At 50.0% G+C, this 14,080-nt stretch carries 6 protein-coding genes; 4 read left to right on the top strand and 2 right to left on the bottom strand.

Annotated features, from left to right (window positions below; translation table 11 throughout):
• Positions 1 to 186 precede the first annotated feature (186 nt).
• Positions 187 to 2,628, bottom strand: coding sequence for an arylsulfatase (locus KW844_RS13480; protein WP_218377263.1), 2,442 nt, complete (start codon positions 2,626 to 2,628; stop codon positions 187 to 189).
• A gap of 201 nt (positions 2,629 to 2,829) precedes the next feature.
• Complete coding sequence (locus KW844_RS13475) at positions 2,830 to 4,764, bottom strand: carbohydrate-binding protein (RefSeq protein WP_218377262.1); 1,935 nt, start codon at positions 4,762 to 4,764, stop codon at positions 2,830 to 2,832.
• 254 nt (positions 4,765 to 5,018) lie between these two features.
• Between KW844_RS13475 and KW844_RS13470 the strand changes: the two genes are divergently transcribed.
• The 4 genes from KW844_RS13470 to KW844_RS13455 all read left to right on the top strand — a co-directional run bounded on the left by KW844_RS13470 (position 5,019) and on the right by KW844_RS13455 (position 14,025).
• A complete protein-coding gene (locus KW844_RS13470) occupies positions 5,019 to 7,634 on the top strand; it encodes a hypothetical protein (protein ID WP_218377261.1) in 2,616 nt (871 codons plus the stop codon).
• Between the two features lie 237 nt (positions 7,635 to 7,871).
• Complete coding sequence (locus tag KW844_RS13465) at positions 7,872 to 11,120, top strand: SusC/RagA family TonB-linked outer membrane protein (protein WP_218377260.1); 3,249 nt, start codon at positions 7,872 to 7,874, stop codon at positions 11,118 to 11,120.
• A 9-nt stretch (positions 11,121 to 11,129) separates the two neighbouring features.
• The gene (locus tag KW844_RS13460; protein WP_218377259.1) at positions 11,130 to 12,911 is read left to right on the top strand and encodes a SusD/RagB family nutrient-binding outer membrane lipoprotein; all 1,782 of its coding nucleotides are present in this window, start codon (positions 11,130 to 11,132) and stop codon (positions 12,909 to 12,911) included.
• Positions 12,912 to 12,921: 10 nt separating this feature from the next.
• Positions 12,922 to 14,025: a glycoside hydrolase family 99-like domain-containing protein gene (locus tag KW844_RS13455; RefSeq protein WP_218377258.1), complete on the top strand. Its 1,104-nt coding sequence runs from the start codon at positions 12,922 to 12,924 to the stop codon at positions 14,023 to 14,025.
• Positions 14,026 to 14,080: the final 55 nt, after the last annotated feature.

Genomic DNA, 14,080 nt, shown 5'->3' with positions numbered 1-14,080 from the left:
TCCTTTTTTACGATATGACCAATGCCTATCTGGGTGTATCTCTCTCATTTCCCAACAGGGTAATAACTAGTATAACTACATTAATATACCTGTTTAATAATTTCCTACAAAAGTAAAAGGGTGTATCAAAATCTTGATACACCCTTTTAAGCAATTCTCAGGTATTATAATTGGAACATCCCTTTGTTAATCTTTCTGGAAAGCGCGCTGGGCTTCTTTTTGCAGATCATTGTATTCCTGCTTGCCAACGGACACGCCTACACCCAGTATATTTCCACCTGTAAATTTACCCGGGCTTTTATACTCCTGACTAACAGCGTCACCACTATCAAATCCAACGCAAAGGCCGTCGCCGGCAAGGGTGAATTTACCCGGTTGGGTTTTCATAGGACCTTGTGCAACCACCTTATCGTTGATATACAGTTTAGCCTTACCGATCTGTTCGCCATGTTCCCCCGTACTTTCGCGGATGAATTCCATGCCAAGCGTATACTTACCTGGTTTCAACGCGGTACTGGATATAAACTTCTGTTCCGGCTTAATGCCAAGGAAGTTATAGACATAATAGAGCTTGTTATTCTTTATAAACAGGGCATGGCCACCGAAGCGGGAACCATGGGCAAATATGACGCCTGATGCATTGGTGTTTTTGATATCTACATCGGCAAGGATTTTAAATGACCTGCCTCGTACGTTTACTGCCACGCCTTCAGGTACCGGTGCTGTTCCGGGATAATACACGTAGGTTTCTCTTGGCGCTTCCTCTGATGGCCTTTCCAGCCCCAGGATCTCCACGGCTGTTCTGTCATCCAGTGGCAATACAAGGTTCTTTTCAGCCTCGTCCATCCATTCACTGATCAGTTCCTTTAATTTTTGCGGATTTTCTTTAGCAACATTTTTTGATTCAGAACGATCTACGTCCACATGATACAGTTCCCATTCATCCTGATCGAATTTTCCTTTGCCGGTGAGCGGGGCATGCAATGCTACTGCTTTCCAGCCATCTTTCCAGAGTGCTCTTGTACCAAGCATGGCATAATACTGTACATGCTTTTTAGTGGGGGCGTCTGGTTTAGCATCAAATGTATATCGCATTGACACGCCTGATAAAGGATACTGACCTACACCATTAAAAGTATTGGGCATTTCTACGCCGCAAACATCCAGTACGGTAGGTACTATATCAGTGGAGTGATGATATTGATTGCGTATTTCGCCGCGTGCCTTTATACCTTTTGGCCAGCAGATTACTAATGCATCTGCGGTTCCACCAGCATACTCACTATAGCGTTTGAACATTTTATTTGGAGCTGAAAACGCGGCTGCCCATCCGGTAGGGTAATGCTCATAAGTATCGGGGCTACCCAGTTTATCAAGATATTTCAGGTTCTCAGAAAGTTCGTCCGGATAACCATTGAAAAACTTGTTCTCATTTACTGAACCATTAGGAGAGCCTTCTCCGGAAGCACCATTATCAGCTGCGTAAATGATAAGTGTGTTATCCATCTGCCCGGTTTGTTCCAGGTAATCAACAATACGACCTACCTGCGCGTCCGTATATTCAGAGAAACCGGCGTAGACTTCTGCTAACCGGGAGAATAATTTCTTTTCGTCTGGTTTCAATTCATCCCATGGCTTCACATAGTCGCCGGGATTGGCAATATTGGGTGGAAGTGGGTTAAAATCTGTTAACACGGTACCTGCTGGAATGATACCTTTAGCCACCATCCGTGGCACCACCCATTTTCTGTAAGCATCATAGCCGTCATCAAACTTGCCTTTATACTTAGCAATATATTCTGCCGGAGCCTGGTGAGGGGCGTGATTGGCGCCCGGGCAGAACCACATAAACCAGGGTTTGGAGGGGTTGGTAGCTTTCTGGTCGCGAATATATTCCATTGCTTTGTCTGTCAGGTCTTTCGACAGGTGATAGCCTTCTTCCGGGGAATAAGGCTGATCCACAAAATGGTTGTCTTCTGTGAGATCAGGATACCATTGGTTGGTTTCACCGCCCAGGAATCCATAGTACCGGTCAAAGCCCAGTTGTACCGGCCATTGTTTCCTGCTGGCTCCGGAAGCTACATCCTGCTCAGGAACGTTGTGATCTTTACCGATCCAGAAGGTACTCCAGCCATTTTCCTGTAATATCTGGCCAATGGTGGCGCATTGTGCAGGAATGCGGCCATGCGCACCCGGGAAGCCGTTGGCTGTTTCAGTAATGGCAGCATTTCCGGTGAGGTGGTGATTCCGACCGGTCAGCAGGGTGGCCCGGGTGGGAGAGCACAGCGCCGTTGTATGCCACTGGGTATATAAAAGCCCACGGTCCGCCAGTTTTTGCAGGGTAGGCATCTGTATTCGTCCACCATAGGGCGACCATGCCGCAATTCCTGTGTCATCATACAACACAAACAGGACATTGGGAGAACCCGCCGGGGCTTTTTTCGGTGTATATGGCGCCCAGTCAGCTTTTGAGTCCCTTACATCCAGTTTGATAACTCCCTTAAACTGTTCTTTCGTAACTTTTTTGGGATCGGCCTGTGCGCTTACCAGCTGGGGTGAATGCAGCACCCAAGCCAGCAGCCCTAGTGTAGCAGCCTTCCTTAGTGCTGAAAAATCTCGATTTTTCATGATGTTTTTTTTGGTTATGGTAGACGGTGATGCTCCTGTAAAGTCAGTTGATGTGTATGCTAATATGTTCAGGCCAGGAAGGGAATGTGGGGTGTAGGATTTAAAACAAGGCAGGTAAGGAAATTGTTGAGAATATGCGTAAATAAAAAATCCAAAAAAAGCCTGGAATATCGATTCCAGGCTTTTAATATTCAGCTGCGTTTACTGCGTTTTCTGCACTTTATACTTCTTGTGATAATTTTTGGAAGTTATTTCCAGTATATACGTGCCCGTTGGCAATTTGCCGGCATCCAGCGTATACCTGGTTTGCTGCGTTTTTACCATATTGCGCACCTGTGCGCGGCCACTGATATCAAACAACGTGGCGGTATGCGCCGTCACATTTGCCGGCAATGAATAATAGAGCTGCGACTGGAAAGGATTTGGAAATGCCACCGCATCTGCTGCTTTAGTTGAAATATCCCCGTAGGCAGCATCCGTATTGGTTTTAAGCAATGGTGCGCTGGTAGTGGCACTGGCCACCGGCCCTACTACGCTGAAATTGAATTTCTCCCAGCCGCCAATAGTTGTGCGGGTGCAGGTCATAGCGGCCGCGCCGTTTTCAGAGGATACATACCTGCCGTTGTTACCACGCAGGGAGATGGTACCGTCGCTGTTCTGGATCCAGTCGAACTGCTCGTAGGAGCCTACCGTAGCGCGATTGCAGGTAATAGCTGTGGCCCCGTTTTCGGAAGAAACATATTTAGCCATACTGCGTAAGGAGATTTTACCGCCTGTTGCGGCCAGCACGCTGAACTGCTCCCAGGTTTGCGGCGCCGTTCTGGTACAGCGCATGGCCTGTGTACCATTTTCACCACTTACATACAGGTTGTTATTGCCCCTAAGCGTGATCACGGAGCCTACGGGTGCAGTTACTGGCGTATTGGCTGTAAAGGAGATCCAGTTAAGGTTAAACCCACCAGCCACCACCTGGAGGCGCAGCGTTTGTTCACCGGCGCTCAGGTTCACGGTGGTATTCACCGTGGTCCATGTTTGCCAGGCGCCCGTTACAGGCAGGGTAGTGGTGGCCAGTACGGCCGTGTCTTTTTTAAGCTGAATAGTGCCGGCGGCAGTTTCGCTGGCAACGCGGTATTGCACGTTGTAGGTGCCGGCAGTTTGGACATTTACTTTGTAATCCAGCCAGTCGCCGGCGTCGGTATAGCCAATGTTTAATCCGCCTCCTGCATCCGTAGTAGTTTCAGTTTGCAGGCCGCTCATGGCAGTGAAATTTTCTGCCTGAACGGTGCCTGGGATCGGGATAGCGGGTGCAGGGCCGGAAGGCACGCCGCCCAGCCACAGCAGCCCGTCGATGATGAACTTGTTTTGAATGGCACTGGCAAAAGTGGAGGACTTCCCGGTATTGGTGGCGTAGTTCATGTCGTTATGCCCGAAATTGGCATAGAGCATTTTATAGTTTTTGTTAGTCCAGATGACCGGGTAGTAGCCGCTGTACCACGACTGATTAGGATCTGTACCCAGGGGAAAGCTGGCGGGATCGATGGAGCACAGAATGTTGATGTTTGCATTGTTGCGCAGGTCGTTGCTCCAGGAGTACCATTCGCTCACGGCACTGGTAAATGTAGCCGGCAGTTGCAGGGTGCTGGGGTGCGTTTGATCTTCGCAGCGCAGAATGGCGGTGGTGGGGCCCCAGGTATTACTCTGGAAATTGCCGGACCCCAGGAAGGTGTTGTTATACCAGCTCCAGGCACCGGCGTTGGTGGTAAAGGCGCACACATGGAAGCCCATCCAGGCGCCTCCGTTTTGCATGTAGGTTTGAAAGGCCGCCCGCTGGGAAGCATTGGTAGGCGCGTCGTCGAGGAAAAGCACTACCTGGTACTGCGACAAAAAAGTAGCATTCAGGTTGCTCCAGTTATTGGTAGCCTCATAGGAAAAATTGTACTGCGCCGCCATGGTTGGAAACCACTGATTGGCTTCCTGCACAAAGTTGATGTGCGCGGCATCATAGGTGCCGTTGTAAAAGGCGATTACTTTAAAACGTGGCGTTTGTGCGTGCAGGCTGATATGCGCCAGCAGCATACAACACAGCAATGCCACACACCGAAAGGCTCTCGTGGAAAGGGACCAGTTTTGTAACATGGAAAGATGGGTTTATTTGGTGATAAAACGTGGAATGGGAATCTCCGCCACTGTTGTACAGCGACAGAACATCTGTTCTGATGATATTGACTGGATTTTTCGGGTGGGTGATGTGTCGGTAAGTAAATTATAAAATAATACTGATATAATATTTCCATTCTTTGCAAAACATCCTATCTTCCCTTCGGATTAACAACCAAAACTATTCAATGTCATAACCAGGGACTGGTGTATGTGTACTTTAGTGTTCCACTATGAAATTTGTATTCAGCCCGGGATACCTCCTTATCGGTATCCTCATAACTATATCATCATTGATACCTGTAACCGGCCATGCAACGGGATTGGTATTTAATTCATATGACCAGGTGCAGGAGAAGCGGACTTCCCTGATGCTCAACGGCGGTCAGCCGCTATGCATGCGGGATAATTCCAGCCTGTCTTTCGCATTTCGTTTTTTTCCGGACCGCCAGGTGTATTACGGGTATTTAGTACGCCTGATCAATAACCAGCAACAAAATATAGATCTGATCTACAACCACCAGGAACAGCAGTTTACGGTGGTATCCGGGAATACGTTTACGCCACTGCGTTTCCGGCTGGACAGTATCGCTTTGTTTCATAACTGGAACACCTGTACGCTCACGTTCAGCGGGAATACGCTATCGCTTTCAATTAACGGTAAGCCCTGCGGCTCCGCCCGGATGAATATCTCTGATCCCTGCTTCCGCATTGTGTTCGGCGCCTGCCGCCTGCCGCACTTCAAAACCAATGATGTGCCGCCTATGACAATCAAGGATATCTCGATTGCGCTGGCACGGCAACTGCAACATTTCTGGCCGCTCAATGAACTGAGTGGCAACACTGCGCAGGACAGCCTGAGTAATATGACCGCTACTGTTACCAACTCCGTATGGGCGAAACCGTTACACCAGCACTGGCAGCTGCGGCAAACATTACGTGTAACCGGCAACGGTAGTTATGCCTTTGACCCTGCGGAAGAAGCTATTCATATCATCGGGCAGGATACGGTGTATCGTTTCCTGGTACGGGATCATTCCCTGGCACGATTCCCCGTAGTGCCGCCGGCGTATTTATCGCCCGGTTACCAGGCGGCTTTCAGTCCTGTAAATAATACACTTTACAGTGTGCATGTAGACCAGAAAGAGCTGGCAGCCTGGTTTCCGGACAAGCGGCAGTGGTCGAAGCCATTCGATTCCGCTGAAATAACCAGCTACTGGCAAACGGGCAAGTTCATCCGCCAGGCGGATAATAGCCTCTACATCATTGGTGGCTACGGGCAGCTCACCTATAAAAAAAATATCCAGCGGTTTTCATTTGCTACTGGGGTATGGGGAGATGTAAAAGTCTTGGGAGAAGCCCTGCGGCCCCGCTACCTGGCAGCAGTGGGCGCCACCTCCGCCGGTGATACGGCGTATATCCTTGGGGGTTATGGCAGCGACAACGGCGAGCAAATGCTCAACCCAAAATATTATTACGACCTGCTGCGCTACGATGTGGCAAACAACAGGGTCGATAAAGTATATAATTTTGGTGAGCCGGACGATGCTTTTGTATTCGCTTCCTCCATGGTGGTAAACACCACAGAAGGTAGCTTCTATGCGCTGGCGTTTCCTAATGATCGCTACCAGTCCCGGTTGCAGCTGGTCAAAGGCTCGCTTACCCGTCCGGAGTTTACCAACCTGGCCGATACCATTCCTTATGCTTTTCTGGATAACCGTTCCGGTGCGGACCTGTACTACTGTGCCCGTACGCAGCAGCTGCTGGCCGTTACGCAAATCATGGATAAGGACCAGCACACGGATATACGCATTTATTCCCTGGCCTTTCCGGCAGAGCTGGTATCCGCCATGGCAGATACAGGGAGGCGCCCGGACCTCCGATGGTGGTGGGCAGGAGGGATACTGCTGGCCATGTGTCTGGGAGTGCTCGTGCTATACAGGAAACGCCGTCCCAAAGTGGTATCGCAAAGTGCTACTGAACCATCAGACGCGGCAAGTGGACAGGCGGACGTTAATGTCTCCCTAAAAAATGAAACAAACACCGGCAATACAGTAGCAGAAACGGCAGAGAAACCTGAAATGCAACCAGCCTTGCCTGCAATAGATGCATTGCAATCTGCAACAACCGATAAGGCTATTTTTCGTTTATTCGGCGAGTTCCAGGTACTGGATAAAAACGGTAATGTGATGACCCACCTGTTTTCGCCGTTGCTCAAAGAAATGTTCCTGCTGATCACCATTCATACGCTGTGGTCGGGCAAGGGCGTGTCCACCGGCAAGCTATACGAAATACTGTGGGCCGATAAATCCGATCGCGATGCGCGCAACAACCGCTCCGTGAATATGGTAAAGCTGAAATCGATTTTTGAAAAAATCGGGAACATTGCCGTGGTGAAGGAGGAAAATCAATGGCGGATTAATTATGATCCGGAGAGCGTGGAAGTGGACCTGGGCGTATTTATGACGCTTATTAATCAGCCTGTGATACAACCGGCGGAACTGCAAACGCTGATCGGTATTATCCGCGAAGGCGGCTTCCTGTTCCGTACTGATTTCTTTTGGCTGGAGGATATTAAATCCAACCTCACTTCCCGGGCGTTGGATGTGTTGCAGGGGCAGCTCGAGCAGTTGATCACCACGGTAACGCCTGAACTGATTATTGAAACGGCCAACGCTATCCTGATACTGGACCCGCTGCATGAAGCGGCGTTGCAGGCAAAATGTACTGCCATGATTCGGCAAGGAAGGCCTTCGCTGGCGAAGGCGGCCTATGAAAAATTCTGTAAAGACTACTCACACATGTACGGCGAAAAATTCCCCGTGTCCTTCCAGGATATCATTTCCTGAGTACTTTTTTTGAAAAAATATCCCTGTTAACCGGCAGTTAATGCCGCTGTTAATGCTTTTGTTATCGCCTACCGCATTGATTTGCAGTATTAATTCCCGTTTGACTTCAGCTACCACGTTGTGTACATAGCTATTCCACGCTGGCCGCCCGATACTACCGGCGGCGGCCAGGCAATCAGGTCCACTGAAATTAATACCACGTTATCCTGAATCTTAATTTTTAATTATCAACCAATTATGAAAGCTTTACTGTCAATCGTCCTTTTGCTGTGTTGCGTTGAGGCAATGGCACAGCGCACCCTGATCAGGGGAAAGGCCACGGATGAAAAAAACAATCCCTTGCCCGGGGTCAGCATCATGGTAAAAGATTCCCGGAATGGGGTGGCCACCGCCGAAGACGGCACCTTCTCCATTTATGTGACTGATCCGCAAAACACGGTGCTGCGTGCCACCATGACGGGCTACGAACCGCTGGAGACTATCCTCCGGGGCCGCACTTCCATCCAGTTTGCACTCAATACTTCCGCTATTAATCTTAAAAACGTGGTGGTGACCGGCGCCATGGGTATTAACCGCTCTTCCAAATCGATTGGGTATGCCACCCAATCGGTAAACCCCAATAACCTTACAGAGGCCAGGGACCTGAACATCGTAAACGGCCTGGCCGGAAAAGTGGCCGGCCTTCAGGTAACGGGAACCGGTCAGCCCGGTTCCTCCAGCAGGGTGATCATCCGTGGTGAAAACTCCCTGACCCAAAACAACCAGCCCCTGTGGGTGGTGGATGGGGTGCCTATCAATAACGATATGGGGGATAGCCGTGATAACCTCGACTTTGGCAACGGTGCGGCCGACCTGAACCCGGACGATATCGAGAGCATACAGGTGCTGCAAGGCCCCAACGCCGCCGCTCTCTATGGCTCCAGAGCCGCCAACGGCGCCATCCTCGTGACCACCAAAAAAGGTAAAATCAATGATGGCAACCTGGGCATCGCCATTAATCAGAACACGCAAATGAACTCCATTGCGGAATTTCCGGACTACCAGAACGTATATGGCGAAGGCGCCAATGGCTTTACGGTAGGTAACGGCAACAACATTGTGCCGGGCACCGGCGCCGTGAAAATGGGACTCAACGGCAGTACCTGGGGAATGCCTATGCTGGGACAGCCGTATAACGACTTCTCTGGTAAACCGATAGAAGGCGGCTTCCGCCCGCATCCTGATAACATCACTTCGTTTTACCAGCCCAGTGTTACCAATGTGAGTAATATCTCCATGGCAAAAGCAGATGCGGTGTCGGCCCTGCGGTTGTCCTATACATTCACGGGCAGCAATGATGTGCTGAAAAATCAGAACATCATCAAAAAGCATAACGTAGCACTGACCGGCAGCCGTAAGTTTGGCAACTTCCTCAACATCGACGCCCGCGTGATGTATACCAACCAGGATACAAAAAACCGCACCTACCGCAACCTCGATGCTTCCAGCCCCATGGCAGCCTACGTGTACCTGCCACGCAGCGTGGATGTAAATGCGCTCGAACCCTGGAAAGACGCTTATGGTAATTCCTTTTCCCTGGGATCGGTGGGCAGCGTGGAAAATCCGCTGTGGATGCTGTACGAAAATGAAAACCGGGATCAGTCGCACCGCTGGCTCGCAGGTATAACGGCCACGGCTAAACTGACTTCCAAACTGAATTTACGTTTACAGGCTTCGTCCGACATGAAGAACACCAGCTTTTACCAGTACAAGGAGCTGGGCGGTCTGCGCACGCCAAATGGTTTTTACTCCAATGCCAATCAGCAAAATCTCATGTGGAACTACCAGGGTATGCTGATGTATAATAACAAAGTCAACAAATCACTGAATATAGCCTTCAACCTGGGGGCGGAGTATGTAACCTTTAATAACCAGTACCGCGGGGCCAGTATTGCTTCGTTGCTGGTGCATGATATGCCCAGTATCCAGAACAGTACTGCGTTTCCGTCGGCGGTGGAGTCATTGGTACGTTCCAATGTGCAATCTGTTTATGGAGATGCAACCGTCAGCTGGCGGGATTTTCTCTTCCTGAACCTCACGGGCCGCAATGACTGGTCGTCCACGCTGCCATCGAAAAATAACAACTTCTTTTATCCGTCGGTTAATGCCAGTTTCGTGTTTTCGAATTTCCTGCCGGAGCATAGTGTGCTGAATTACGGTAAGCTGCGTGCCTCTGTGGCGCAGGTGGGCAATGCGGCGCCGCCGCAATCGCTGCTCACTACCTATACCTACGGCGGTTTATTTCTCGGTAATCCTTATTTGAACTATGGTAACAACAACCAGTTAAATAACGGGGAACTTAAACCAGAGAAAACATTGTCGCGGGAAGCGGGTGTGGAGCTGGCTTTCTTCAAAAGCCGCCTGCAGCTAACCGCCAACGTTTACCAGTCCAATACCACCAACCAGATCATCCGCCCGCAGATCCCCAATGAAACCGGATTCTCCACGCGCATTCTCAATGCCGGCGAAATGCGGAACAGGGGAGTAGAGGTAAGCGCTAATGTTGCCGCCGTACAGGCCAAAAAGCTGAAAGTGAATTTGCTGGCCAACTGGTCCATGAACCGCAACAAGGTATTATCGCTTGTGCCAAATATTAACATCCTGGCGCTGGGTACTAACCTGGGTGCTACTGTAAATGCGATTGTAGGCCAGCAATACGGTGTGCTTACCGGCAATGCGCCTTACCAGGTGCGCGATACACTGATTGTAAATCCTTCCAATGGCAGAACCATTGCGGACCCGAATGTGGTGCTGGGTAACTTCCATCCCGACTGGATCGGTTCTTTGGGTACGCAGGTGAAATATGGTCCGGTGGATTTGTCGGTATTGTTTACCGTGAAAATGGGTGGTGTGATCTACTCAGCCTCCTATGGCCGCGCCAACTTTGCCGGCACTACGGCGGCAAGCCTGTTTGGCCGCGATGATTATTTATTCAGCGCCGTAGTGCTCGGGGAAAATGATGCCGAAAGAATGGGCAACGGACAAGCCACCAGCAAGGGTAACACCGTGTACGGCGATAAGGACCGCCCCAAAGGCGCCCGCTATCCGGATGCTTACTTTCCGCTGACCGACAGCAAAGGCGTTATCCTGCTGGATGAAAATGGAAGAATGAGGGTGGGCAAAAAGAGCGATATCTGGATGAACCCTACGGCTTACAACAGCGATATGGTACTGAATAATACACCTGCTATTACGTTTGACGCTTCCAACATCCGGCTGAGTGAATTGATTTGTGGCTACACACTACCGGTGAAGTATATACGTAGTACGCCGGTAAAGAGTTTACGACTGGCTTTTGTGGGCCGTAACCTGTGGACCATCTTCAAGAACACCCCGAGGGGCATTGATCCGGAAGCGGCTAATACCTCCGGCAATGCGCAGGGTATTGAGTCCGGCGGTTCTTTCCCTTATTCGATTTATGGCTTTGACCTGAAAGTTACTTTTTAAACTACACGTATGAAACGACTATATATTTTTCTGTTGCTGCTGAGTACCGGTTACGGCTGTACGAAAGATTTCAGCAGTCTCAATACCGACCCTACACAGTTTACCGCCGTTGCTCCGGAAGCCTCTATGCTGGCGGCTGTCAAGAACCTGAACACCAGGCTGGCGGACTATAATACTACCAAATACTGGGACCTGGGGCATCTGCTGTGTCAGCAGGCCAATCGCTATGATGTGACTGATCAGGGCATGTGGCAAACGATGTTCCAGGGTGTGCTGGGAAACTTAAACCAGGTGCTGGTAAACTATGGCGCCGATAGTATTTACAATAACCGGGTGCAGGTAACGCGCATCCTGCACGCCTACACGTACTCCATACTGGCGGGTACCTACGGTCCTGTGCCGCTGTACCAGGCGAATAATCCGGAATACCTGTCCACCATTGCGTTTGATAATGAAGACACCGTGTATACCTATGTGATGAACACCCTGAAGGATGCGGCATCTAAAATTAACCTCAATGGGGATAAGCTGAAGTATGATGCTATCTATAACGGCAACCTGCAATACTGGGTGAAATTTGCCAATACGCTGCGGTTGAAAATTGGTTTGCGGATACAGCGGAACCTGCCCGACCTGGCAGCCACTCATATTCGCGAGGTGATGGCCAGCGATGCGCTGTGTATCAATGCGGAAGCTGAAACGGCGAAGATGTTGTTTGAAAATGTAAACAATAACGAGAGTCCGTATTTCATCAAGTACATTAAATCCAACCAGTATTTTCCCTATGCGCCCAACGCTACTAACCAGGCGCCAAAGCTGAGTGAGTTTTTATTTACCTTTTTTCGCTCGTATAAGGACCCGCGGATGATGGTGTATTACGACTCTGTACCACTTGCAAACCGTTTGCTGTTGCAGGATACGCTGAGCAGCACTGCGGATGATTCCCTCCGCATCGTAACGTACCCGATTCCTTACCTGGGGCTGGCAAAAGCGAATACGAAACTGGCGGGCTGGTCGTCCCTGGGTGGGTTGCCGGATGTGATTGGCGGCAGTAATATCAATGCTTTTTCGAATGCTAATCCTGTGATCCTTCAGCCGGGCAGGCCATTTGTGATGTTGTCCTATGCGGAGGCACTTTTCCTCAAGGCAGAAGCGGCTCAAACGGGCTATGGCGGCGCCAGAAGTGCGGAGCAATACTATTATTCAGGCATTGATGCCAACTTCGCATACTGGAACATCAGCAATGTATTACGCGATGAATATAAGAACAGGGATGGTATTAAATGGGGCACTACCGGTGTGGGATATAGTAATTATTTGAGTGTCACCAACACCGACATCCCCGCGGATGGCAACGCTAAAATCTGGATGCAGCGCTGGCTGAATTACTTCCCTGACGGGGGCTTTGACTGCTGGACGCTGGAGCGTCAAACGCGGGTATTCCATCTCCCCCCACATACAAACCCAGGTGGTTATTCCAGTTATTCTCCCAACCCTACTTATTCAGATGTACCGGGTAGGGCGTCGTATCCTATGTCGGTAGTAAATCTTAATCCTGTTGGTTACCAGGGGGCTATCCGGGAGATGGGAGCCGCCCGTGGCGACGATTACGATATCTATCAGTCCCTCCACTTTGCTAAGCCCTACCAGGTGCCCGAGTGGGATAAGGTGGATGCCCGCTACGACTACCGTCTCATCCAGAAATGGTATGGCAGCACCATCGAAGAGCTGAAAGTGGCAGCAGCTACGGGAGGTTTCCGGTATACAGTTATTCAAACTTATCGTCCATAAAAAATACGTCATGAAATATATACACTTTGTGCTGATAGTTGCACTGATGGCTGGTGCATGTAAGAAGGAACTGACCGGCCCCGGCCCGGAAGACAGCATACTGAATTATGAAATTCCGGAAGTGCCTGTAACGCAGGATTATACCGTAGGAGCCTTTTATACTTCCTTTGGTGGCTGGAATGCCAATATCAAAGAAGTGCCTGTGGTGGGCAGGTACGCGATGCCGGCAGGTGTTATTCCGCCGGAGGTGATGGCTAAACATATCGACTACGGCGTAAAGAGCGGAGTGGATTACTTCGTGTTTTCCTTCAGGTCTGCTACCAGGGATGCCAATAACTACCGCTCCGATTCCACACTGGTGCGTGGTTTCCTGAATGCCAACGGGGAAGCGAAGATGAAGTTTGCGGTGGCGTATAATTTTAATACCGGTACGTATGGCGGTATTTCTGCGGGTAATCCCATTGAAAAGGATAAGGCGCGACTGGCGCAGTTTTTCGAGGATTTCCGCCGTGTGGTACCCTTCCTTACCCATGCCGCTTATCAGCAGGTGGATAGCAAACCTGTCCTCTATATCCTCAACGCACAAACGTTGTTTTCAGATAATAATAAAGCGATTTATGACACCCTGCGCAGCAAGCTGAAAGAGTGGGGCGTAACGCCTTACCTCGTAGGTATGCAGGACCGCTGGACGCCGCCGGCCCGCTATCAGATAAGGTTTGATCATTGTGTGGATGCGATTATCCATCAATCATTCAGCTCACAGAATAACAACTGGGACCGGTTTTACCTGCTGCCGCAGGTGATGGACCAGAACTGGCAGTATTCTAAAAAATACTTTGCGGATAATTACGCCGCCGATTATATACCGAACATTTCTCCGGCGCATACGTGGCTGATAGGCACGCCTACCAGTACCAACCCGGAGTACTCCCGGAAAGATAGCGGCGCGCTGTTCTCCAAACTATGCAATGTAGCCAAACTCAATGCCAGCGAAAAAACGCGGCTGATCATGATTGATGGCTGGAATAACTGGAACGAGGACACGCAGCTGGAGCCTGCCGCGAGCTATGGAGAGTTGTATTTAAATATAGTGAAGAAGCAGTTTAAGAAATAATGGTAAATAGTGATGCGTGGGCTGATCGCAGTCCGGCAATGTGGCTGCCCCGAGG

Source organism: Chitinophaga sp. sic0106 (assembly GCF_019219075.1).
GTDB lineage: Bacteria > Bacteroidota > Bacteroidia > Chitinophagales > Chitinophagaceae > Chitinophaga.
Note: the sequence above shows the minus strand (reverse complement) of the source record. Positions and strands in the feature narration are given on the sequence as shown.